This window comes from Pseudonocardia sp. UM4_GMWB1 (assembly GCF_017312155.1).
Classification (GTDB): Bacteria; Actinomycetota; Actinomycetes; order Mycobacteriales; family Pseudonocardiaceae; genus Pseudonocardia; species Pseudonocardia alni.
The window spans coordinates 3,552,843-3,574,936 of sequence record NZ_QJPN01000001.1 but is presented as its reverse complement, the minus strand read 5'-3'; the positions used below and the strand labels follow the sequence as shown (position 1 = coordinate 3,574,936).

Below are 22,094 nucleotides of genomic sequence, written 5' to 3'. Positions count from 1 at the left end.
GTCAGCGCGAGCGCAGCGCCAGGTAGAGGTCGACGCGGTCGGCGAACGACGACGGGTCGCGCCCGGTCAGCTCCGCCACCCGGCCGATCCGGTACCGGACGGTGTTGACGTGCAGGTGCAGCCGGGCCGCGGTCCGGTTCCACGACCCGGACTCGTCGAGGAAGACCCCCAGGGTCTCCAGCAGCCCGGTGCCCGACCGCGCGTCGTGGTCGAGCACCGGGCCGAGGACCTGGGCGGCGAAGCCGCGCCGCACGTCGTCGGGGACCCCGGCCAGCAGCGCGACGTGCGAGGTGATCTCCCCGGCCCGCACCGAGGTCACCGGGCCGGACCGGGCCGCCGCCAGCCCCGCGGCGTGCCCGGCCTCGGCGAGTGCACCGGACAGCGCGTCCGCCGCCGACGGCCGCGACACCCCGGCCGAGAGCCGTCCGCCGGCCAGGCCCGGTCCGAGCCGGTGCACCGCGGCGAGCACCTGTTCCACCGGGTCCGGGGCGTCCCGGGCCCCGGGCACCGCGACGACGGCGACCGCGTCGCCGCCCTGCACGCCGACCGCGGCCGGGCCGGTGCCGACCAGCGCGTCGAGCAGCACGGTGTGCGCGGTGTCGGCCGGGTCCGCGACGCCCGAGGCGCGCAGCACGACCACGGCGAGGGTCCCGTCCGGCTCGACCCCGGCCTGGCGCAGCCGCACCCGGGTCTCGGGGCGGTCCCCGGTGTCGGCGGCGATCCGGGCCAGCGCGTCGTCGGCGATCGGGCGGGCCACCGCAGCACCCTCCCGGCGCCGGGACCGGTCCAGCGCGGCGATCGCGGCCAGCTCGCCGACGGCGTCGACGGCGTCGGTCCCCGCCTGCGCCGTGCCCGGCGGCAGCTGCGCCGCGACCAGCCAGCCGGTGGCCCGGGCCGTCCCCGGTGCCGCGGGCACCACCAGGTGCGCCGCACCCGCCGGCCCGGCCGGGACGGTCACCGGCAACCGGCCCGCGGTCAGGAACCCGGCGACGACGGCGTCGCGCTCGGCCTCGGGCAGGGCCGGACCGGCGAGCAGGCCGCCCGCCGCGGTCAGCACCCGGCAGACCAGGCCGGTGCCCGCCGACACCGCTGCGGCGAGCTCGGCCAGCTCCGCGCCGCCGGCGAACGCGGCGAGCAGCCGCCGGTGCCGGCCCAGGGTGTGGGCGAGCCGGTCCCCGCGGGCCGCGGACAGCGCCCCGATCACCGCCTCGGTCACCGCGCCGAACGACACGTCCACCGGCACCGCGACCAGCACGAGGTCGTGGCGGCGGCAGGCGTCGACGACGTCGGCCGGGATGTCGCCGAACACGGCCTCCCCGGCCACCAGCGCCGCCGCACCGGACCGCGCGACCGCCGCGACGAACCGCTCCGAGTCCGCGGGCGTCCGCCGCCACACCAGGCCGGACACGACCAGCTCACCGCCGCCCAGGTAGCGCGACGGGTCGGGCAGGTCGGTCGGGTAGACCCATCGCACGGACCGGTCCAGGTCGGCCGCCGAGCCGTGCAGGACCCGCAGCCGCAGCTCCGGGCGTGCGACGAGCTCCGAGAGCAGCATGGGAGAAACCTACAACTCGGTGCGCCGCGGGGGATCCCGATTCGTCACGGCGGTGCCTTCTCCCGGTGACCGGCGCGCGGTGCACTGGGTCCATGCAGCAGCCGAGCGCCGGCCGGACCGCACACCGGACCGCCATCGAAGGTGCCCACGTCGTCACCGTCACCGGGGAGGAGATCCCCGGCGGGCACGTCGTCGTCGAGGGGGAACGGATCGCGGGCGTCGGGCCCGGTCCCGCCCCGGCGGGGTCCTACGACCGCCGGGTCGACGCCCGCGGCTGCCTGCTCACCCCGGGCCTGGTCAACACCCACCACCACCTCTACCAGTGGGTGACCCGCGGGCTCGCCGTCGACCACACGCTGTTCGAGTGGCTGACCACGCTGTACCCGGTGTGGGCGGGCATCGACGAGCACGCCGTGCACACCGGCGCCACCGGCGCGCTGTCCGCGCTCGCGTTGTCGGGCTGCACCACCACGACCGACCACCACTACGTCTTCCCCCGCGAGGGCGGGGACGTGCTCGGCGCCGAGATCCGCGCCGCGCAGCAGGTGGGGCTGCGGTTCCACCCGACCCGCGGCTCGATGGACCTCGGGCGCAGCGCGGGCGGGCTGCCGCCGGACCACGTCGTCTCCGACCGCGACGAGATCCTCGCCGCGTCCGCCGACGCCGTCGCCCGCTGGCACGACCCGTCGCCGGGGTCGATGCTGCGGATCGCGCTGGCCCCCTGCTCGCCGTTCTCGGTGACGCCGGAGCTGATGCGCGAGTCCGCGACGCTGGCCCGCGAGCTCGGGGTGCGGCTGCACACCCACCTCGCCGAGACCGACGACGAGGAGGCGTACTGCCGGGAGCGCTTCGGGGCCACCCCCACCGAGTACGTCGCCGACCTGGGCTGGACCGGGCCCGACGTGTGGTTCGCCCACACCGTGCACCTCGACGACGACGCGGTGAAGACGATCGGCGCGACCGGCACCGGCGTCGCGCACTGCCCCACCTCCAACGGCCGGCTCGGCGCGGGCATCGCGCGGGTCCGCGACCTCGTCGACGCGGGCGCCCGGGTCGGGATCGGCGTCGACGGCGCCGCCTCCAACGAGGGCACCCACCTGCTGGAGGACGTCAAGCACGCCGTCCTGTTCGCCCGCGCCGCGGGCGGCCCCCGCGCCCTGTCGGTGCGCGAGGCCCTCGAGCTCGGCACGCTCGGCGGTGCCCGGGTGCTCGGTCGCGAGGACGAGATCGGGTCGATCGAGACCGGCAAGCTCGCCGACCTCGCCCTGTGGCGGCTCGACGGGTTCCGGCACCGCGACGTCGCCGACCCGGTCGCCGCCCTCGTCCTGGGCACCCCGCCGCCGCTGGAGCTGCTGCTCGTGCACGGGCGCCCGGTCGTCGAACGGGACACCGTGCTCACCGTCGACACCGCCGCCGTCGCCGCCGAGTGCGCCGCCGTGCACCGCGACCTCGTGGCCAAGGCCGGGTGAGCAGGATGGACCTGCACACCGTCACCGGGTTCCGGCGCGCCCGCGAGCGCGCCGACCTGGCGCTGGCGCCGGGGGAGCGGATCCTCGCCGGCGGGACGTGGCTGTTCTCCGAGCCGCAGCCCGGCGTCACCGGCCTGGTCGACCTCACCACGATGGGCTGGGAACCCCTCTCCGACCTGCCCGACGGCGGCCTGTCGGTGGCCGCGACCTGCCCGATCGCCGACCTCGCCGCGTACGGCGAGCGCACCGGGACCCCGCTGTTCGCCGAGTGCGCGCACGCCCTGCTCGCGTCGTGGAAGATCTGGCACACCGCGACCGTCGGCGGGAACATCTGCCGCGCCTACGCCGCCGCCGGGATGGTCGCCCTCGCCGCGACGCTCGACGGGCTCGCCGTCGTCTGGACCCCCGACGGCGAGGAGTACCGCGCCCCCGTCGCGTCGCTCGTCACCGGCAACGGCACCACCGCGCTGCGCCCCGGCGAGGTCCTGCGCGCGGTCGAGCTGCCCGGCGCCGCACTCCGCGCCCGCACCGCCTTCCGCAGGATCGCACTCGCCGAGCTCGGCCGCTCCGGCGCCGTGCTCACCGGGCGGGTCGACACCGCACCCGACGGCGGCGCCGCCACGTTCGTGATCACCGCCGCGACCGAGGCTCCCACCGTCCTGCGCTACCCGGCCGGCGTGCCCGGGGCGGACCGGCTGCGCGCCGACGTCGACGCCGTCGACGGCTGGTACACCGACCCGCTCGGTTCCGCGGACTGGCGCCACGGGGTCAGCGCGGTGCTGCTGGAGCAGATCCGGGAGGAGCTGTCGTGAAGCTGCACGTCAACGACACCGAGCTGGAGGCCGAGCCCGCCCCGGGGCAGTGCACCCGCACGTTCCTGCGCGAGCACGGGCACCTCGAGGTGAAGAAGGGGTGCGACGCCGGGGACTGCGGCGCCTGCACCGTCCTGCTCGACGACCGGCCCGTGCACTCGTGCCTGATCCCCGCCCAGCGTCTCGACGGCGCGCGGGTCACCACCGTCGCCGGGCTGGCCGGGCCGGACGGGGAGCTGCACCCGGTCCAGGCCGCGTTCGTGGAGAAGTTCGGGTTCCAGTGCGGGTTCTGCACGGCCGGCCAGATCGTCACCGCCACCGCGCTCACCCCCGACGACCTCGACGACCTGCCGAGGCGGATGAAGGGCAACCTGTGCCGCTGCACCGGCTACCGCAGCATCCGCGAGGCGATCGAGACCGGCGTCCGTGGCGGCTGCGCCCCGCGCGACCCGGACGGGACCGCCGGCACCGTCGGCTGCTCGGCGCGGCCCCCGGCCGCGGAGCGCATCGTCACCGGCAGCGAGCCGTTCACCTTCGACACCGACCTCACCGGGGCTCTGCACCTGCGGATCCTCGGCTCCCCGCACGCCCACGCCCGCATCCGGTCGATCGACACCACCGCGGCCGCAGCCGCACCGGGCGTCGCCCTGGTGCTGACCCACCACGACGTGCCGGACCTGCGCTACTCCACCGCCCGGCACGAGCACCGAACCGACGACCCCGACGACACCCGGATGCTCGACGACGTCGTCCGCCACGTCGGGCAGCGGGTCGCCGCCGTCGTCGCGCAGACCCCGGCGCAGGCCGAGGCGGCATGCGCGCTGATCGCCGTCGACTACGAGGTGCTGCCCGCCGTCCTCGACCCGGAGGCGGCGCGGCGGCCCGGTGCGCCGTCGGTGCACCCGGACCGGACCCCCGCCGACCGCGTCGACGACGCCGGGCGCAACGTCGTGCTCGCCCTGCACGGCGGGCACGGCGGCGACGTCGACGCCGCGCTGCGCGCCTCCGCGCACACCGTCACCGGCACCTGGCGCACCAGCCGGGTCGCCCACGCCCAGCTGGAGTGCCACGGCGCGATCGGCTCGCTCGACGACGACGGCAGGCTCGTCGTGCGGGCGGGCACCCAGGTCCCGTTCCTCACCCGCGGCGAGCTCGCCCGCGTCCTCGGACTCGACCCGGACCGGGTCCGGGTGCACACCGCGCGGGTCGGTGGTGGGTTCGGCGGCAAGCAGGAGATGTTCGCCGAGGACCTCGTCGGGCTCGCGGTGCTGCGGACCGGGCGTACCGTCGCCCACGAGTTCACCCGGTCCGAGGAGTTCACCCGCACCGCGCTGCGCCACCCGATGCGGGTCGCGGTCACCCTCGGCGCCGACGACGACGGCCACCTCACCGCGATGAAGCTCGACGTCCTGTCCGACACCGGCGCCTACGGCAACCACTCCCGCGGGGTGCTGTTCCACTCCGTCGCCGAGTCGGTCAGCGTCTACAACTGCCCCGTCAAGCGCCTCGACGCCGAGGTCGTCTACACCCACAACGTGCCCAGCGGCGCGTTCCGCGGCTACGGCCTGGGCCAGGTGATGTTCGCCGTCGAGTCCGCGATGGACGAGCTCGCGATCGCCACCGGCCTCGACCCGTTCGAGCTGCGCCGGCGCACCATGGTGCGCGCCGGGGACCCGCTGCACGTCGCCCACCACGGCGAGCCGGAGCACGACCTGCACTGGACCAGCTACGGCATGGACCAGTGCCTCGACCTCGTCCAGGACGCCCTGGCCGACGGCACCGGCGACCCGGTCCCCGACGGCCCGACATGGCGGGTCGGGGAGGGTGTCGCCCTGGGCATGATGACGACGATGGCCCCGTTCGGGCACGCCGCGACCACCACGGTGACGCTGCTGCCCGGCGGGCGCTACCGGCTCGGCGCCGGCACCGTCGAGTTCGGCAACGGCACCACGACCACGCACCGCCAGGTCGTCGCCACCGTGCTCGGCACGACCCCGGACCGCGTCGACGCCCACCACGGCGACACCGACGCCTGCGGCTACGACACCGGGGCGTTCGCCTCCGCGGGCACCACCGTCGCGGGCAAGGCACTGCACGCCGCGGCGACCGCGCTGCGGGAGCGGATCCTCGCCGTCACCGGCGGCGGGGAGCTGCACGCGGCCGGGGTCACGGCGCCCGGCGGCGAGTGGACGCTCGACGACGTGCTGGCCGCCGCGTCCTCGCCCGCGGGGCTGGTGGCCACGGGGGAGGAGCCCGGCACCGCGCGGGCGATCACCGCGAACTGCCACGGCGTGCGCGTCGCGGTGGACACCGCGACCGGCGAGGTCCGGGTGCTGCGCTCGGTGCAGGCCGTCGACGCCGGCACCGTCCTGAACCCCGAGCAGCTGCGCGGGCAGGTCGAGGGCGGCGCCGCGATGGGGCTGGGCAGCGCGCTCTACGAGGAGGTGTACGTGGGGGAGTCCGGGGAGATCCTCAACCCGGTGTTCCGCACCTACCGGGTGCCGCAGATGGCCGACGTCCCGGACACCGAGGTGCGGTACGCCCGCACCCACGACGCGCTCGGCACCTACGGCGCGAAGTCGATGAGCGAGGCGCCCTACAACCCGGTCGCGCCCGCGGTCGCGAACGCGATCCGCCGGGCGCTGGGGGTGCGGCCGTACCACCAGCCGTTCAGCCGCGACCGGGTGTGGCGGCTGGCGGCCGGTGGCACGGCGTCCTGAGGCGCCGGGGCGGGGTCAGCCCCGGCGGCGCGCGTGCTCCAGCAGCGCGGTCGCGGTGAGCTTGCCCAGCTCGTTCGCGGCCAGCGGGCTGTCGCCGGTGATGACGTTGCGGTCGGTGGTGCAGCGGCCGGTCATGTCGTCGTTGACGACACGGACGCCCTCGTCCTGGAGGGCCTTGCCGAGCAGCCACGGCATCTCACCGGGCAGGTAGCCGATGTCGATGTTGGCGCCGGCGTCGAGCGCGTCGGGGAACACGCACATCTCGTAGCCCTCGAACGCCGATCGGCCGCGGCCGATGCGGGTCGAGAGGAACGCGGCGGGCCCGTGGCACAGCGACACCACGAGCCGGTCGGTGCGCATCGCCCACTCCAGGGTGTCCCGGACGTCGGTGGAGAACGGCAGCCCGGACAGCGCACCGTGCCCGCCGGGGACGAACACCGCGAGGTAGTCCGAGTCCTCGCCCAGCTCGCGCTCGACGACCTCCGCCAGCGACTTCGGGGCCCGCCACTGCGCGAGCAGCGTGTCGCGGGCGCTGCCGACCGCCTCGTCCTCGCCGGGGTAGGCCCACCACTCGAACTTCGCCGGGTTGCCGGTGAGCGTCGCGATCTCGACGCCGAACCCGGCCTCCAGGACGTGGTGCAGGGGGAGCAGGGTCTCCACCGGGTGGTTGCCGGTGGAGAAGAAGGTGCCGTTGCCCATGCGCAGGTAGCGCTCGTCGGTGGCCAGCACGAGCACCTTCCAGCGGCCGCCGGACCAGGCGTTCCGCTCGGTGGCGAGACCGTCGAAGTCGGTCCTCGGCGCGGTGTAGGCGTCCAGCGAGTACGGCGACGGGAAGTACGCCTCGTGCTCCGCCGGGTCCGCGGTCGGGTCCTTGCTGAGCGTGCTGTCGGACATCGGGGTGCCTCCGGGTCGTTCGTGCGGTACCCGCACGGCGTACCCCCGCCCGGTGCCGGTGAACCCCGCCGCCGTGCGTTCACCAACTTGTCCATACAGGGTGGTGGACGGTCCGGCGAGGTGGTGCGACCGTCGCGGACATGGCAGCTCCCGTGACGACCGCCCGCTACGCCCGCTGGGACGGGGTCGGCACCCCGTTCCGCCTGGTCACGACGGCGCTCGGCGAGCCGGGGCCGGGTGAGGTCCTGGTGGCGGTCGACCTGGCGACGGTGTGCGGTTCGGACCTGCACACGACCCGCGGTCATCGCTCGTCGCCGGTGCCGGGGGTGCTCGGGCACGAGCAGGTCGGGCGGGTCGTCGCGACGGCGCCGGGCCTGCGCCACGTCGACGCCGCGCCGGTCCGGACCGGCGACCGGATCGTCTTCTCGGTCGCCGCGTCCTGCGGCGAGTGCCGCCGCTGTCGTCGCGGGATCCCGCAGAAATGCGCCGACCTGCACAAGTACGGCCACGCCCCGCTGGACGAGGCTCGTCCGCTGACCGGCGGGTTCGCCACCCACTGCCTGCTCGTCCCGGGCACGGCGACGGTCGTCGTCCCTCCAGCGGTGCCCGACGAGGTCGCCGCACCCGCCTCGTGCGCGACGGCCACGGTCGCCGCGGTCCTCGACGCCGCGGGCTCGCCGGGCCCGGGAACGCGGGTGCTGGTGACCGGTGCGGGCATGCTCGGCGTGACCGCGGCCGCGATGGCCTCCCGCGCGGGTGCCGAGGTCGTGGTCGCCGACCCGCACGCCGACCGTCGCGCCCGGGCCCGTCGCTTCGGCGCAGCGGACACGGTCGGGACCCCGCCGGAGCGGGCGTTCGACGTCGCGCTGGAGCTGTCCGGTGCACCCGCCGCCGTGCGCGCCTGCCTCGACGCGCTCGACGTCGGCGGCACCGCCGTCCTCGCCGGGTCGGTCTTGCCCGGCCCCGCGGTGGGACTCGACCCGGAACGCCTGGTCCGCGGGCTGCACACGGTCGTCGGCGTGCACAACTACGCCCCCCGCCACCTCGCCGCCGCGGTCGCGTTCCTCGTCGCGGAGCACACGCGGTTCCCGTTCGCCGAGCTGACCGGTGGCCCGTGGTCCCTCGACGCGCTCGACGACGCCTTCGCCGCCGCCGGGTTGCCGGGTGCGGCGCCGCGCCAGGCCGTGCGTCCCTGACGTCGCTCCCGATCGCCGGGCCGGGGTATCGCACGAACCGATGCGGCAGGGCGGTCCTTCTCCCGGCTCCGGAGGGGATGTGTGTGTCGATTCGCTTACCCGGTAAGCGAATTCAGAACAGGGGCACCTCTGAGCGGCAGCGGCAGGGGCAGCGGCGGCGGCAGGGGTGGCGGCGGTGCGACCCCCGGTCCGGGCACCGCCGTCGCCGGCGGGAGCGCGTCGCAGCCCACCCGCGGGTGGACCCGCTCCCGCCCGCTCATTCCCGCGCGAACCCACCCCGCCCGCTGCGGGTGTTCGTCACCGTCACGGTCGCGACGTCCGGGCGGTAGCGGTCCTCCGACCACTCGAGAGCGTCCCCGGCGGCGTCCCAGGTCAGCCGCCGTTCGCGGAGCAGGGGGTGTCCGACCTCGACGCCGAGCAGGGACGCGTCGAGCTCGTCGGCGGCGACGGCGTCGAAGGTGTGCCGGGCCGCGTGCAGGTCGACGCCCTGGCCGGTGAGCAGGGCGTAGATCGACCCGGCGTTGAGGTCGGCGTCGAGCAGGGCGCGCCCGACCTTCTCCACGTACGTCATCCGCTCCAGCATCGCGGGGCGGTCGTCGAGCAGGCGGAGCCGGATCAGCTGGACCGCGTAGTCCTCGGGCTCCAGGCCCAGCGCCGCCGCCACCGCGGGCGACGGGTGCCGCAGTGCGATCTCGTGCAGGCGCTGGCCCGGGACGTGGCCGGTCAGCTCCGCGCGCCGGGTGAAGGACAGGAACGACTCGAACGGCTGGGCGGGCACCGCATCCAGCACCACCGGGCGCCGGCCCTGCCCGCCGCCGATCAGGCCCTCGTCGCGCAGGGCGGCCAGGGCCTGGCGGACGGGGCCGCGCGACGCCGAGAACTCCCGGCACAGCTCGGCCTCGGACGGCAGCGCCTCGCCGACACCGATCGCGCCGCTGCGGATCCGGGCGCGCAGCTCGTCGGCCAGTGTGCGGTGCAACGGGGTCCCCACGGCTGGTGACTCTACAAGTGCCAGGGCGCTGAGCACGACGTCCAGAGGTCGGGCAGGTGAACAGATCCCAACTTGTATCGACAAGTCATTGCGGTCGGGGACATCCGGCTGGCACCGTCCCCCCGGTGACCCGGACGAGTGACCTCCTGATCGTCGGGGCCGGCGTCGTCGGCCTCGCCCACGCCGTCGAGGCCGTCGAGCGCGGCCTGGACGTGACCGTGCTCGAGCGTGACGAGCACGCCGTCGGGGCCTCGGTGCGCAACTTCGGCCACGGCTGCCTCACCGCCCAGACCGGCGATGCGCTGGAGCTCGCCACCCGCGGCCGCGGCACCTGGTTGCGGCTGGGTGCCGAGGCCGGGTTCGGCGTCGCCGAGTGCGGCACCGTGGTCGTCGCCCGGTCGGCCGAGGAGCGCGCCGCGCTCGAGGAGCTCGCGGCCATCCGGGGTGACGACGTGGAGCTGCTCGACCCGGCGCAGGTCGTCGACCGGGTCCGGGTCGCCCGCGACGGCCTGTACGGCGGGGCGTTCCTGCCGCGTGACCTGCGGGTCGAGCAGCGCCGGGCGGCCGGGGCGATCGCGGCGTGGCTCGCGGGCCGGCCCGGTGCCGAGATCCACTTCGGCTGCCCGGTGCACGGCATCGACGGGGCCGGCGCCGGGTCCGGTGAGACCGGGGCGGGCGGGATCGGGGACGCGAGCGGCGACGGCCCGGTGGTCGTCCGCACCGGGCGCGGGGAGTTCCGGGCCCACCGGGTCCTCCTCTGCGTCGGTCACGACCTGGACCGCCTCGTCCCCGGACTCGCCGACGACGCGGGCCTGCGGCGCTGCGTCCTGCAGATGCTGCAGGTCCGCCCGCACACCCCGCTCACGATCGGCCCGGCCCTGCTCACCGGCAGCTCGATGCTGCGCTACCCGGCCCTGTCGGGCACCGCGGGCGCCGCCGCACTGCGCGAGCGCTGGCGCACCGAGCGCCCGGACCTGCTCGACGCGGGCGTCAACCACATGCTCACCCAGCTGCCCGGCGGCGACCTCGTCGTCGGCGACACCCACCACTACGACCGCACACCCGAGCCCTGGACCGACGAGACCCTGGACGACCTGCTGCTCGCCGAGACCCGGGCGCTGCTCGGGACCGGCGTCGACGTCGTCCGCCGCTGGCGGGGCGTCTACGCCGACGCCCCCGGCGAGCTCCTGATCCGCCCGGTCGCGCCGGCGACGACCGCCGTCGCGGTCACCTCCGGCATCGGCATGACCACCGCGTTCGGCCTCGCACCGGCCGTGCTCGACCGCGTCCTCTGAAACGGGAGACCCCCATGCGCCGCCCCCGCCTGCTCGCCGTCGCCGCACTGGCCGCGAGCCTCGCCCTCACCGCCTGCGCCGGTCCGTCCGGCCCCACCGTCGCCGAGTCGCCCACCTGCCCCGGCGGACAGATCCGGATGGGCATCGAACCGTTCGAGGACCCGGCGAAGCTCGTGCCCGCCGCGGAGATCCTCGGCGACGCCCTCGAACGCCGGTTGAGCTGCCCGGTCCGGGTGCAGGTCACCGAGGACTACGCGGCCGAGGTCCTCGCCATGCGCAACGACCGCCTGGAGATCGGGATCTTCGGCCCGCTCGGCTACGTCTTCGCATCCGAGCGCGCCGGGGCCGAGCCGGTCGCCTCGTTCGGCACCGCGACCGGGGAGCTGTCCGCCTACACCGCCGGGATCTGGGTGCCGCGCGATTCCGAGGTCACCACGGTGACCCAGCTCCGCGGCCGCACCCTCGCCCTGGGCTCGGTCGGCTCCACCTCCGGTGACGCCCTACCGCGCACGGCACTGCTCGACGCCGGGCTCGCCCCCGCCGACGTCCGGGTCGACTACGCCGGCGGTCACCCCGAGGCGCTGCTCGCGCTGACCAACGGCACCGTCGACGCCGCCGAGATCAACTCCCAGCAGCTGGCCTCGGCCACCGCGTCGGGGACGTTCGACCCGGCGGGGTTCCGCCGGCTCTGGACCTCCGCGCCGATCCCCAACGACCCGGTGACCGTGCGCGGCAACCTCGACCCGGCGTTCAAGGCCGCCGTCACCGACGCCCTGCTGAACCTCGACCCGCAGGCGGTGGGGGAGATCGGCGCGCTGCTCGACGTCACCCCGCCCGGGAAGCTCGTCCCGGTCACCCGCGACACCTATGCGCCGCTGTTCGAGCTGGCCCGCACGCTCGGCCTGACCGAGAAGGACGTCCAGTGAGCGCGCTGCTGGAGGTCCGCGGTGCCCGGGTGCGCTACGGCGACCGCGAGGTCCTCCACGGCGTCGACGTCGACGTCCACGCCGGGGAGCTGCTCGCCGTCCTCGGCGCCAACGGCTCGGGCAAGTCGACGCTGCTGCGCGCAGCAGCCGGGCTGACCCCGCACCTCGGGCGGGTGCTCGTCGACGGCCGGCCACGCGGACGGCTCGACGTCGCGCTGGTCTTCCAGCGGATCCACCTCGTCACCCGGCGCACCGTGCTCGACAACGTCTGCGCCGGTGCTCTGGGACGGCTCCCGCTGCGGTCCTCGCTGGTCCCGTCCCTGTTCCCGCGGGCGCTGCGGGAGGAGGCGATGGGCTGCCTCGACCGCGTCGGACTCGCCGACCGCGCCCACGACCGCGCCGGGTCGCTGTCCGGCGGGCAGCAGCAGCGGGTCGCCGTCGCCCGCGCACTGTGCCAGCGCGCCCGGGTCCTGCTCGCCGACGAGCCGGTGTCCGCGCTCGACCCGGCCGCCGCCGAGCAGGTGCTCGGCCTGCTCGCCGAGCTCGCCCACACCGAGCACCTCGCCGTGCTCGCCGTCCTGCACCAGCCCGACCTCGCCGCCCGGCACGCCGACCGCGTCGTCGGGCTGCGGTCCGGGCACGTCGTCCTCGACGGACCACCCGGCGGCGACGTCCGCGCGCTCTACCCCGACGCCGCCGACCACCGCGGGCCGGCGGCCGCACTGGAGGCCGCACCGTGAGCACCACCGCACCGGACGTCCGCCGCGTCCCCGTCCCGCCGCGGCGCCGCGACCCGCGCACCCTCGCCCTGGCGGCGACGGTCGTCGTCGTGCTGCTCGTCGTGCACGTCGTCGCCTGGCGCGCCACCGAGATGTCGTTCGCGACGCTGCTCGGCGGCGCCGACGGGATGGCCGAGTTCCTCACCGAGGCGGTCCCGCCCGACCTGTCCTGGGCGGTGTTGGGGCCGAGCCTGCAGGGAGCCCTGGTCACCCTGTGGATCGGGCTGCTCGGCACCACCCTGTCGATCCCGTTCGCGCTGGCGCTCGCCCTGGCCGCCGCGCGCGGCACCGCCCCCGGGCCGGTCACCTACCAGGCCGCCCGTGGCGTGCTGTCGTTCCTGCGTGCCGTGCCCGACGTCGTGTTCGCACTGGTCTTCGTCACCGCGGTCGGGCTCGGCCCGTTCCCCGGGGTGCTCGCGTTGGTCCTGCACAACATCGGCGTGATGGGCAAGCTCTGGGCCGAGACCGTCGAGGACGCCGACCCCGGCCCGCCCACCGCGCTGCGCTCCGCGGGCGCCGGACGGCTGCAGGTCGCCGTGCACGCGCTGCTGCCGTCGGTCACCCCGCAGCTGGTGGGGCTGCTGCTCTACCGCTTCGACGTCAACGTCCGCTCGTCGCTGGTGCTGGGCCTGGTCGGCGCCGGCGGCATCGGGTTCCTCATCAACCAGTCCATCCAGCTGTTCCGGTTCGACGAGATGCTCACCCACATCCTCGTCGTGCTGGTGCTGATCGTCGCGGTCGACCAGCTGTCCGCGCAGGTCCGCCGCCGTCTCGGGAGTGACACGTGATCCGCCTCGCCGCACTGGACATCGCCGGGACCACCGTCGACGAGGGGGGAGCGGTCTACCGGGTCCTCGCCGACGTCGTCGCCCGCGCCGGACATCCGGCCGACGACGTCGCGATCCGCCGCTGGATGGGGGCCGACAAGCGCGAGGCCCTCGGCGCGCTCACCGGCGTCCGCGACGCCCGCGCCGTCGAGGGCCTGCACGACGCCTTCGTCGCCCGCCTCGCCGACGCCTACGCCGCGTCGCCGCCGCGTCCGCTGCCCGGGGTCCCCGAGGCGCTGGCCGCGCTGCGCGCGGCGGGGATCGCGGTGGTGCTGACCACCGGATTCGACCGGCAGGTCACCGACCCGCTGCTGGCCGCGCTCCCCGGGCGCTTCACCGGGCAGCTCGACGCCGTGGTCTGTGCCGAGGAGGTCGCGGCCGGACGGCCCGACCCGGCGATGATCCGGCGCGCGATGGCGCTGACCGGGGTCGCCGACCCGGCGGCCGTGCTGACAGCGGGGGACACCGTGCTCGACGTCGAGGCCGGCCGCAACGCCCGGGCCGGGCGGGTCGTCGCGGTGCTCACCGGGGCGCAGGGTCGCGCCGAGCTCCGCGCGGCGGGGCCGACCGACGTCGTCGACGGGGTCGCGGTGCTCCCCGGTCTGCTCGGGGACACCCGGCGGGCGGGCTGAGCGGGACGGGTCAGAAGTCGTGGCCCGCCTCCGGCGGCGCCCCGGTGATCCGCCGCAGGTGCACCCGGCGCGCGAGCCGGATCAGCGGGCGGATCATCAGCTCGATCGAGCCGACGAGGAACAGCCAGGTCCCCGCGTAGGTGGTGGCCTCGTGGAAGAACAGCACGCTGCCGATCACGAACCACAGCGCGACCAGGATGTCGTTGACGATGCTGAGCACCTCGTACCGCTGCCGGACGACGAGCTCCTCGCGCCCGATGGTGAACGTCAGCGGCCGGTCGTGTGCGGTCCGTCCCATGAGCCGCCGGGTACCCCGCCGACCGGCCGGTCGCACGTCGGGGAAGGGTGAGCACGTGCACACGACCCCGCAGCGCCGGCTCGGTACCGGTGACGCCGTCGTCCTCGGTGTCGGCTCCATGCTCGGTGCGGGGGTGTTCGCGGTGTTCGGGCCCGCCGCGGCGATCGCCGGGACCGCGCTGCTCCCGGCACTGCTGGTGGCCGGGGCGATCGCGACGGCGAACGCGATGTCCTCGGCCTGGCTCGCCGCCCGGTACCCGGAGTCCGGGGGCGCCTACGTGTACGGGCGCCGCAGGCTGGGGGAGACGTGGGGGTTCCTCGCCGGGTGGGCGTTCGTCACCGGCAAGGCCGCCTCGTGCGCCGCGATGGCCCTGACGCTGGGCTCCTACGCGTGGCCGGAACACGCCCGCGCGGTCGCGGCGGCGGCCGTCGTCGCGATGGTGGCGGTCAACCTGCGCGGCATCACCCGCACCGCGCTCGTCACCCGGCTGCTGGTCGTGTGCACCGTCGCCGTGCTGGCGGCGGTGGTCGTCGCCGCGTTCTCCCGGCCGGCCGTCGTCTCCCCGTTCGACGGGTGGGCCGGCGCCGGTCCGCTCGCGGTGCTGCAGGCGGCCGGGCTGCTGTTCTTCGCCTTCGCCGGGTACGCCCGCATCGCCACCCTCGGGGAGGAGGTGCGCGACCCCGCCCGCACCATCCCGCGGGCGATCCCGCTCGCGCTCGGCCTGGTGCTGGTGGTCTACGCCGTCGTCGCGGTCGCGGCGCTGCGGGCCGCCGGTCCGGACGCACTGGCGGCCTCCGCTGCGCCGCTGGCCACCGCGGCCGGGGACCCGACGGCGCCGCTCGTCCGGGTCGGGGGTGCCCTCGCCTCGGCCGGGGTGCTGCTGGCACTGGTCGCCGGGGTGGGCCGCACCGTGCTGGCGATGGCGCGCGACCGGGAGCTGCCGGGCGCGCTGGCCGCGGTGCACCCGCGGTTCGCGGTGCCGCACCGCGCCGAGCTCGCCGTCGGCGCCGTGGTGCTGCTGCTGGTGCTCACCGCGGCCCCGGTCACGGCGATCGGCCTGTCCGGTTTCGCGGTGCTGCTCTACTACGCCGTCGCCAACGCCGCGGCGCTCACCCTGCACCGCGACCGGCCGTGGCGGCGCGCCCTGTCGGGATTCGGTCTGCTCGGCTGCGTGGTGCTCGCGACGCTGCTGCCGCCGGTGTCGGTGCTGGCCGGGGTGGTGGTCCTGGTGGCCGGGACGGCGGTGCGAGCGCTGGTGCGGGCGGCGCGGGTCCGCCGCGGCCGCACGTCGGCGGGCGACGACCGGACGGATCCCGCCGGTCGCTGATGCGTGGCCGGACCGCCCGGGCCACACCGCCCGCGATCGACCGGGACGGGCCCGGTCCGCCACCCCCCGGGCCGAGCGGCCGAGCTCATCGGGGGCGGTGCTCGTCGGCTCCCTCGCGCAGCACGGCGAGGATCCGGGCCAGCTCGGCGCGGTCGTCCTCGGACAGCCGCGCGAACAGCGCCTCGGCCCCGTCGGCCCGGGCGGCGCGCACGTCGCGCGCGGTCGCCGCGCCCGTCTCAGTGACCCGCAGGAGCACGGCGCGCCGGTCCGCCGGGTCGGTCGCCCGCTCGACCATCCCCAGCCCGGCCAGGGCGTCGACGACCTCGGTCGCCGACCGCGGCGTGATGTGCAGGTGCCCGGCCAGCGCGCCGGGTCGCATCTCGCCGTGACGGACCAGGGTGCCGAGCGCCCGCGCCTGCGACGGGGTCAGGCCCCAGCCCGCCAGCCGCTCGGCCGAGGCGTGGCGCAGCGACCGCGCGACCGACCAGAACGCGTCGACGAGGTCGCTGCGCGAGGGCCTGGTCTGGTCCCGGTCCGGCACGGGAACAGACTAGCAAGTGATGCTGTTGCTGCCTCATAGTGAGGTAACCACAGCATCGTGAGGAGCACTCCGTGGACCCCCGACCCCCGAACCGGCCCGGCCGGCCCGACACCCGCACCTCCTCCCCGGAGGAGAAGGAACAGGCCCGCGCGGTCTCGCTGCGGCGCATCGGCGCCCTGTTCGCCCCGCACCGGGGTCCGCTCTCGGTCGTCGTCGCGACGATCGTCGCCTCGTCGATCGTCGGGATGGCCTCGCCGTTCCTGCTGCGTGAGGTCATCGACGTGGCGCTGCCGCAGCGCGACGTCCCCCTGCTCGCCTGGCTCGCCGGCGGGATGGTCGCGGTCGCCGCGGTCACCGCGGCACTCGGCGTCGCCCAGACCTGGATCTCCACCCGCATCGGCCAGGAGGTCATGCACGGGCTGCGCACCGGCGTCTTCGGCCACCTGCAGCGCCAGAGCCTGGCCTTCTTCACCCGCACCCGCACCGGTGAGGTGCAGTCGCGCATCACCAACGACATCGGCGGCATGCAGTCGGTGGTCACGAACACCGCGACCTCGGTCGCGTCCAACCTGACCACCACCGTCGCGACGCTGGTCGCGATGCTCGCGCTGTCCTGGCAGCTCACCCTGGTCTCGCTCGTCGTGCTGCCCCCGGCGATCCTGCTGACCCGCCGGGTCGCCCGCACCCGCCGCGCGATCACCGCCGCCCAGCAGCGGGAGCTGGCCGACCTCAACGTCACCGTCGAGGAGAGCCTGTCCGTCGACGGCGTCGCCCTGTCCAAGACCCTCGGCAGCGGACCGGAGCTGACCCGGCGGTTCACCGACTCCTCGTCGCGGCTGATCGGGCTGGAGCTGCGCTCCCAGCTCGCCGGACGCTGGACGATGGCCGTCACCCAGGTCGTGTTCGCCGCCGTCCCGGCGGTCATCTACCTCGCCGCCGGCCTGCCCTTCGCGGCCGGGACGATGAGCATCGGCACCCTGGTCGCGTTCACCGCGCTGCAGGGCGGCCTGTTCCGGCCGGTCATGGGGCTGCTGAGCGTCGGGGTCCAGATCGTGGCGTCGCTGGCGCTGTTCGCCCGGATCTTCGAGTACCTGGACCTGACCGTCGACGTCGTGGAGCCCGAGCACCCGGTCGCGGTGGACCACGACCGCGTCCGCGGGCACGTGCGCCTCGAGGGCGTCACCTTCGCCTACCCGGGGAGCGACGCCGCCGCCGTCGCCGGGATCGACCTCGACGTCCCGGCCGGGACCACCCTGGCGCTGGTCGGCGAGACCGGCTCCGGCAAGACCACCCTGGCGGGACTGGTCGCGCGGCTGCACGACCCGACCGCGGGCCGGGTCACCATCGACGGCGTGGACCTGCGGGACATGGCCGCCGCCGACCTCACCCGGATCGTCGGGGTCGTCGGGCAGGACACCTACCTGATGCACGCCACCGTGCGGGAGAACCTGCGCCACGCCCGTCCGGACGCCACCGACGCCGAGATCGAGGCCGCCGCGCGCGCCGCGCAGGTCCACGACCTGATCACCGGCCTGCCGGACGGCTACGACACCGTCGTCGGCTCGCGCGGGCACCGCTTCTCCGGCGGGGAGAAGCAGCGCATCGCGATCGCCCGCACGCTGCTGCGCGACCCGAAGGTGCTGGTCCTCGACGAGGCCACCAGCGCGCTGGACACCCGCACCGAGCGGGCCGTGCAGGCCGCGTTCGACGCGTTGGCCCACGGCCGCACGACGATCACCATCGCGCACCGGCTGTCGACCGTGCGCGACGCCGACCGGATCGCCGTCGTCGACCACGGCCGGATCGTCGAGTCCGGCAGCCACGACGAGCTGCTCGCCGACGCGGGCCGCTACGCCGCGCTGGCCACGGTGTGAGCGGCGACGGTGTGAGCGGCGACGGTGTGAGCGACTACGCCACGCCCGGGGCCGTGACGACCTCGACCAGCCGCGGCCCGTCGGCGGCGAACGCGTCCTTCAGCGCGGCCGCCGTCGACGCGGCGTCGGACACCGACACCGCCGGGACGCCGTAGCCCTCGGAGATCTTCACGAAGTCCAGTCCGGGGACGTCCAGGCCCGGTGTCTCCCCGGTGCCCAGCAGCCCCGCGAAGCCGCGCAGCGCACCGTAGGTACCGTTCTTCAGGATCACGAAGACCACCGGCACCCGGTACTGCGCCGCCGTCCACAGCGCGGTGATGCCGTAGTTGGCCGACCCGTCGCCGACGAGTGCGACCACCCGGCGCGCCTCGCCGTGGGCCAGCTGCGCCCCGACGGCGGCGGGCAGCCCGAACCCCAGGCCGCCGGAGGCGGGGAACAGGTAGCTGCCCGGCTCGGTGAGGTCGGCCTGGGCGACGAAGTCGTCGATGGTCGAGGTGGACTCGCAGACGTGTACGGTCCCGGCCGGGGCCGCGTCGCGGACCAGCGCGAACAGCTGCTGCGGCGGCACGTGGTCCTCGGCGCCCCGCGGTGCGGGCGGCCCGGACCGGGGCGGCAGCGGCTCCCGCCCGGAGGCGGGCACCCGCCCGGCGAGCGCGGCCAGCGCCGGGCCGACCGGGCCGACCCACGCCTCGCCCATCGGGGCCCGCGCGGCCTCGGCCGGGTCCGCGGTCAGGTGCAGCAGCCGGGTGCCCGCCGGCAGCAGGTCACCGGGGACCCACTGGTGGTAGCGGAACACCGGCGCGCCCGCGACGAGCACGACGTCGTGCCCGGCCAGCCGGTCGGACACGTCGCGCACCGAGGCCGGGAGGATCCCGCGGAACGCCGGGTGCCGGGTCGGGAACGGGCACCGCGACGCCGACGGTGCGATCCAGACCGGGCAGGCGAGCCGCTCGGCGAGGGCGACGGCGTGGTCGTTGGCCCGGTCCGCATCGACCTGCGGGCCCAGCACCAGCACCGGGTTCGCTGCCCCGGCCAGCGCCCCGGCCAGCTCGGAGAGCGCCGCCTCGCCGAGCTCGGCGGCGGCGGTCGCACGCCGGGACGGCAGGTGCGCGGTGTCCGGGCCCGCCTCGCGGGACCAGTCGTCGTAGGGGACCGAGAGGTAGACCGGCCCCCGCGGGTCCAGCAGCGCGGTGTGCACCGCCTGGGACAGCGCACGCGGCACGTCCTGGGCCGACGCGGGCTCGGCGGCGTACTTGACCAGCGGGCGTGGCAGCGCGGCCGCGTCCACGTTGGTCAGCATGACCTCCTGGCCGACCGTGGACCGCACCTGCTGGCCCGCGGTCAGCACGAGCGGGGAGTGGGAGTAGACGGCGTTGGTGAGCGCGCCCATCGCGTTGCCCGACCCGGACGCCGCGTGCAGGTTGACCAGCGCCGGGCCGCCGGTGGCCAGGGCGTAGCCGTCGGCCATGCCCAGTACGGCGCCCTCGTGCAGGCCGAGTACGTAGCGCACCCCGTCGGGCATCGCCGCGAGGAAGGGCAGCTCGTTCGAGCCGGGGTTGCCGAACACGGTGTCGATGCCGTGGGCGGTCAGCACCTGCCAACCGGCCTCGCCGACGGTCGTCATGGGGCTCCTCGGGGTCGCGGGACCCCACCGTAGGTGCCCTCAGCGGTGCGCGGCGACCCGCTCTGCCCGGGTGCCGCGGCGCACGTGGGCGACGACCAGCGGACGCACGGCCAGCGCGGCGGCGGCCAGGGCCAGGGTGACGGCGGTGGGTGCCAGCGGCACGGAGACGATCGTGGCGACGGCCAGCAGCACCATGAGCACGCCGGCGAGCACGACCGTGCGCACCTCGGTCGCCCGCGACTGCGGAGCGGCTCGGAACATGGCGTCCACCTCCTGATCGGCGCCCGTGCACCCTGCTCGCACCGTGCGCCCCGAACACCGGAGTTCGGTCCGGCTAACTCTACGCCTCGGCACGCCTGAACGACAGCGTCGGTTCGCCGTGGGATCCGTGATCACCTATCGTGTACGCGGCGTCACACCTGTCGGGGGGCCGTCGGGGACGCCACGACGGGGGGACGTGTGACCGCACCGGTACGGGATCCCCACCGGCACGTGCTGACCGTGCCGGTCAGCGACGAGCAGCTCGCCGAGGACGTCGCCGCATTCCTGGCCGAGGGGCTCACGGCGGGGGAGCGGGTCGCCTACTTCGACGACGACACCGCCGGGCTGGTGCTGTCCCGCCTGGCCGACGACGGCGTCGACGTGACCGGCCCGCTGCGGTCCGGGCAGTTCCAGCTCGTCCCGGGCGACTTCACCCGCGCCGCCCTGCACGCCCCGCTCGACGAGCTCACCGGGGTGATGGAGCAGAACATCACCTCCGCCCTCGACGACGGCTGGGCCGGGCTGCGCTTCAGCGGCCAGATGGACCACGGGTTGCGCCGGCCCGGGGGACAGGTGCTCGACGAGTACGACCGCAGGCTCGACGACGCCGTCCGCGACCACCCGCTGCGCGCGCTGTGCGTCTACGACCACCTGCGCTACCCCGACGAGCTCATCGCGACGATGCGCAGCCTGCACCCCGCCGAGCTGACCGCCGCCCCGCTCTACGACGACAGCCTGCTGCGCGTCACCGAGATCGGCCCGGCCCGGGTCCGGCTGGCCGGCGAGGTCGACCACGCCAACCGGCCCCAGGTCCGGCGGGTGCTGGCCAGGCTGATCGACCGGGTCGTGCGCGGCGACGTCGGCGAGGGCACGCTGACCGCGGACCTGTCCGCGCTGCGGTTCGTCGACGTCGCCGGTGCGGTCAGCCTCGTGCACGCCGCCGACGAGCTCCCGGTCAGCGTGCGGCTGCGGCTGGTGAACCTGCGCCCCGGTGTGGCCCGGCTGCTCGAACGCTGCGGTGCGGGGTTCGCCTCGCAGCTGGAGATGAGCATCCGCGAGCGGCACGCCCTCTGCCCCGCCGACGCGCTCGGCCTCGCCGCGGATGCGGCGGAGTGAGCGGGCTGGTGCACGCCCTGTGCCGGCACGGCGGCGACGGTGACCTGACCGACCGGCTCGCCGACACCGTGCTCGACGCGCTCGCCACGGGCGGGTCGGTGGCGACCCTGCTCCGCCCGGTCACCGAGGTCGCGCTGCGCGGCCGGGTCGCCGAGGCCCTCGGCGCGGATGCCGTCGCCGGGCTGCTGCGGCTGCGCCGCGACTGCGGGCCCGACGGTCCGTCGGGCCAGACCGAGGCGGCGCGCCTGGCCCGGGTCCTGCGCGCCCGCCACCGCGGCGTCGCGGGGCCGGTGACCGTCGTCGTCGAGCACTCCGCGGATCTCGACGACCCGCGCGGCGCCTACTGGGGCGAGGTCGAGGCGGCCGCGGCGCTCGCCCTGGCCGACCTGCCGCTGCGGCTGCTCTGCTTCTTCCCGGCCGACCTGCCCGGTCCCGTCGCCGAGGTCGTGCGGCGCGCGCACCCGTTCGTCCTCGACGACGGCAGGCCCGTCCCGACCGGGGTCGACACCGACCCGCGCCGGCTGCTCGACGGCCTCGGCGCCCCGGTGCCCGCGGAGCTCGGCGCACCCGCACGGGAGTTCCGCTTCGACGCCACGCAGCTGCGCGACGTGCGCCGCGCCGTCGACGAGGCACTGCGCGGCCAGGGGTTCACCGACAGCCGCGCGGAGGACGTCACCGTCGCGGTCAACGAGGTCGCCACCAACGCCGTCCACCACGGGACGCACACGGCGCGGCTCATGCTGTGGACGCCCGAGCAGGATGTCGTCTGCGAGGTCCACGACGGCGGCCGGCTCGCCGACCCGCTGCCCGGCCTGACCCCGCCGGACCCGGGCCACGCGCACGGGCGCGGGATCTGGATCGCCCGCCAGCTCTGCGACCTGCTGCACGTCTGGGGCGACGACGCGGGCACCCACGTCCGCATCCGCGCCGCCGCCTGAGCGCACCCGGGCCCGGGGG

Annotated in this window: 20 protein-coding genes; 13 read left to right on the top strand and 7 right to left on the bottom strand. The window is 76.1% G+C overall.

Going from position 1 to position 22,094, the window contains the following annotated elements; translation table 11 throughout:
- Nucleotide 1: 1 nt before the first annotated feature.
- On the bottom strand, nucleotides 2-1,555 hold the full coding sequence (locus DMP15_RS17015) for a PucR family transcriptional regulator (RefSeq protein WP_100877882.1): 1,554 nt from the start codon (nucleotides 1,553-1,555) through the stop codon (nucleotides 2-4).
- 92 nt (nucleotides 1,556-1,647) lie between these two features.
- Here DMP15_RS17015 and DMP15_RS17010 point away from each other — a divergent pair, with 92 nt between their 5' ends.
- From DMP15_RS17010 to DMP15_RS17000, 3 genes are read left to right on the top strand one after another with little or no spacing between them, the layout of a single operon-like run.
- A complete protein-coding gene (locus DMP15_RS17010) occupies nucleotides 1,648-3,024 on the top strand; it encodes an 8-oxoguanine deaminase (protein ID WP_073575025.1) in 1,377 nt (458 codons plus the stop codon).
- A gap of 5 nt (nucleotides 3,025-3,029) precedes the next feature.
- Nucleotides 3,030-3,836 (top strand): FAD binding domain-containing protein, encoded by an 807-nt coding sequence (locus DMP15_RS17005; RefSeq protein ID WP_073575024.1) that lies wholly within the window; start codon nucleotides 3,030-3,032, stop codon nucleotides 3,834-3,836.
- A complete protein-coding gene (locus DMP15_RS17000) occupies nucleotides 3,833-6,556 on the top strand; it encodes a molybdopterin-dependent oxidoreductase (RefSeq protein ID WP_073575023.1) in 2,724 nt (907 codons plus the stop codon). The genes DMP15_RS17005 and DMP15_RS17000 overlap by 4 nt, the downstream gene beginning before the upstream one ends.
- A gap of 15 nt (nucleotides 6,557-6,571) precedes the next feature.
- On the opposite strand, the gene hchA is transcribed toward DMP15_RS17000, so the two are convergent.
- A complete protein-coding gene (gene hchA, locus DMP15_RS16995) occupies nucleotides 6,572-7,450 on the bottom strand; it encodes a glyoxalase III HchA (RefSeq protein WP_073575022.1) in 879 nt (292 codons plus the stop codon).
- A 140-nt stretch (nucleotides 7,451-7,590) separates the two neighbouring features.
- Between hchA and DMP15_RS16990 the strand changes: the two genes are divergently transcribed.
- Entirely contained in the window at nucleotides 7,591-8,646 is a 1,056-nt protein-coding gene (locus DMP15_RS16990; RefSeq protein ID WP_073575021.1) for an alcohol dehydrogenase catalytic domain-containing protein, read from the top strand.
- A 256-nt stretch (nucleotides 8,647-8,902) separates the two neighbouring features.
- Here the strand turns inward: DMP15_RS16990 and DMP15_RS16985 are convergent, their stop codons facing one another.
- Nucleotides 8,903-9,637, bottom strand: coding sequence for a GntR family transcriptional regulator (locus tag DMP15_RS16985; RefSeq protein WP_217266874.1), 735 nt, complete (start codon nucleotides 9,635-9,637; stop codon nucleotides 8,903-8,905).
- Between the two features lie 125 nt (nucleotides 9,638-9,762).
- Here DMP15_RS16985 and DMP15_RS16980 point away from each other — a divergent pair, with 125 nt between their 5' ends.
- Genes DMP15_RS16980 through DMP15_RS16960 form a run of 5 tightly spaced genes read left to right on the top strand, consistent with a single transcriptional unit; the run spans nucleotide 9,763 to nucleotide 14,096 of the window.
- On the top strand, nucleotides 9,763-10,932 hold the full coding sequence (locus DMP15_RS16980) for a TIGR03364 family FAD-dependent oxidoreductase (protein WP_443217633.1): 1,170 nt from the start codon (nucleotides 9,763-9,765) through the stop codon (nucleotides 10,930-10,932).
- Between the two features lie 14 nt (nucleotides 10,933-10,946).
- Nucleotides 10,947-11,858 (top strand): phosphate/phosphite/phosphonate ABC transporter substrate-binding protein, encoded by a 912-nt coding sequence (locus tag DMP15_RS16975; protein WP_337826151.1) that lies wholly within the window; start codon nucleotides 10,947-10,949, stop codon nucleotides 11,856-11,858.
- Complete coding sequence (locus DMP15_RS16970) at nucleotides 11,855-12,598, top strand: phosphonate ABC transporter ATP-binding protein (protein ID WP_208622924.1); 744 nt, start codon at nucleotides 11,855-11,857, stop codon at nucleotides 12,596-12,598. Before DMP15_RS16975 ends, DMP15_RS16970 begins: the two co-directional genes overlap by 4 nt.
- Nucleotides 12,595-13,425 (top strand): phosphonate ABC transporter, permease protein PhnE, encoded by an 831-nt coding sequence (gene phnE, locus DMP15_RS16965; RefSeq protein WP_073575019.1) that lies wholly within the window; start codon nucleotides 12,595-12,597, stop codon nucleotides 13,423-13,425. Before DMP15_RS16970 ends, phnE begins: the two co-directional genes overlap by 4 nt.
- Nucleotides 13,422-14,096 carry a phosphonatase-like hydrolase gene (locus DMP15_RS16960; protein WP_073575018.1) on the top strand — a complete coding sequence of 225 codons (675 nt, stop codon included), beginning with the start codon at nucleotides 13,422-13,424 and terminating at the stop codon, nucleotides 14,094-14,096. Before phnE ends, DMP15_RS16960 begins: the two co-directional genes overlap by 4 nt.
- A 10-nt stretch (nucleotides 14,097-14,106) precedes the next feature.
- On the opposite strand, the gene DMP15_RS16955 is transcribed toward DMP15_RS16960, so the two are convergent.
- Nucleotides 14,107-14,394 carry a YrhK family protein gene (locus DMP15_RS16955; RefSeq protein WP_073575017.1) on the bottom strand — a complete coding sequence of 96 codons (288 nt, stop codon included), beginning with the start codon at nucleotides 14,392-14,394 and terminating at the stop codon, nucleotides 14,107-14,109.
- A gap of 55 nt (nucleotides 14,395-14,449) precedes the next feature.
- On the opposite strand from DMP15_RS16955, the gene DMP15_RS16950 reads away from it, so the two are divergent.
- Entirely contained in the window at nucleotides 14,450-15,721 is a 1,272-nt protein-coding gene (locus DMP15_RS16950) for an APC family permease (protein ID WP_073575016.1), read from the top strand.
- Nucleotides 15,722-15,806: 85 nt separating this feature from the next.
- Here the strand turns inward: DMP15_RS16950 and DMP15_RS16945 are convergent, their stop codons facing one another.
- Complete coding sequence (locus DMP15_RS16945) at nucleotides 15,807-16,262, bottom strand: MarR family winged helix-turn-helix transcriptional regulator (protein ID WP_073575015.1); 456 nt, start codon at nucleotides 16,260-16,262, stop codon at nucleotides 15,807-15,809.
- A gap of 71 nt (nucleotides 16,263-16,333) precedes the next feature.
- On the opposite strand from DMP15_RS16945, the gene DMP15_RS16940 reads away from it, so the two are divergent.
- Nucleotides 16,334-18,136 carry an ABC transporter ATP-binding protein gene (locus DMP15_RS16940; protein ID WP_073575014.1) on the top strand — a complete coding sequence of 601 codons (1,803 nt, stop codon included), beginning with the start codon at nucleotides 16,334-16,336 and terminating at the stop codon, nucleotides 18,134-18,136.
- Nucleotides 18,137-18,170: 34 nt separating this feature from the next.
- Here the strand turns inward: DMP15_RS16940 and mdlC are convergent, their stop codons facing one another.
- Entirely contained in the window at nucleotides 18,171-19,760 is a 1,590-nt protein-coding gene (gene mdlC, locus DMP15_RS16935) for a benzoylformate decarboxylase (RefSeq protein ID WP_073575013.1), read from the bottom strand.
- Nucleotides 19,761-19,799: 39 nt separating this feature from the next.
- Nucleotides 19,800-20,021, bottom strand: a complete 222-nt coding sequence (locus DMP15_RS16930) for a hypothetical protein (RefSeq protein ID WP_139282752.1) — start codon at nucleotides 20,019-20,021, stop codon at nucleotides 19,800-19,802.
- Between the two features lie 198 nt (nucleotides 20,022-20,219).
- On the opposite strand from DMP15_RS16930, the gene DMP15_RS16925 reads away from it, so the two are divergent.
- Complete coding sequence (locus DMP15_RS16925; protein WP_073575011.1) at nucleotides 20,220-21,137, top strand: MEDS domain-containing protein; 918 nt, start codon at nucleotides 20,220-20,222, stop codon at nucleotides 21,135-21,137.
- A complete protein-coding gene (locus tag DMP15_RS16920; RefSeq protein ID WP_337826150.1) occupies nucleotides 21,134-22,075 on the top strand; it encodes an ATP-binding protein in 942 nt (313 codons plus the stop codon). Before DMP15_RS16925 ends, DMP15_RS16920 begins: the two co-directional genes overlap by 4 nt.
- Nucleotides 22,076-22,094 lie beyond the last annotated feature (19 nt).

Coding starts and splice junctions, on each gene's coding strand:
- hchA (WP_073575022.1), bottom strand. CDS start 7,450: ATGTCCGACAGCACGCTCAGCAAGGACCCGACCGCGGACCCGGCGGAG.
- DMP15_RS16955 (WP_073575017.1), bottom strand. CDS start 14,394: ATGGGACGGACCGCACACGACCGGCCGCTGACGTTCACCATCGGGCGC.
- DMP15_RS16975 (WP_337826151.1), top strand. CDS start 10,947: ATGCGCCGCCCCCGCCTGCTCGCCGTCGCCGCACTGGCCGCGAGCCTC.
- DMP15_RS17005 (WP_073575024.1), top strand. CDS start 3,030: ATGGACCTGCACACCGTCACCGGGTTCCGGCGCGCCCGCGAGCGCGCC.
- DMP15_RS17010 (WP_073575025.1), top strand. CDS start 1,648: ATGCAGCAGCCGAGCGCCGGCCGGACCGCACACCGGACCGCCATCGAA.
- DMP15_RS16930 (WP_139282752.1), bottom strand. CDS start 20,021: ATGTTCCGAGCCGCTCCGCAGTCGCGGGCGACCGAGGTGCGCACGGTC.
- mdlC (WP_073575013.1), bottom strand. CDS start 19,760: ATGACGACCGTCGGCGAGGCCGGTTGGCAGGTGCTGACCGCCCACGGC.
- DMP15_RS16990 (WP_073575021.1), top strand. CDS start 7,591: ATGGCAGCTCCCGTGACGACCGCCCGCTACGCCCGCTGGGACGGGGTC.
- DMP15_RS17015 (WP_100877882.1), bottom strand. CDS start 1,555: ATGCTGCTCTCGGAGCTCGTCGCACGCCCGGAGCTGCGGCTGCGGGTC.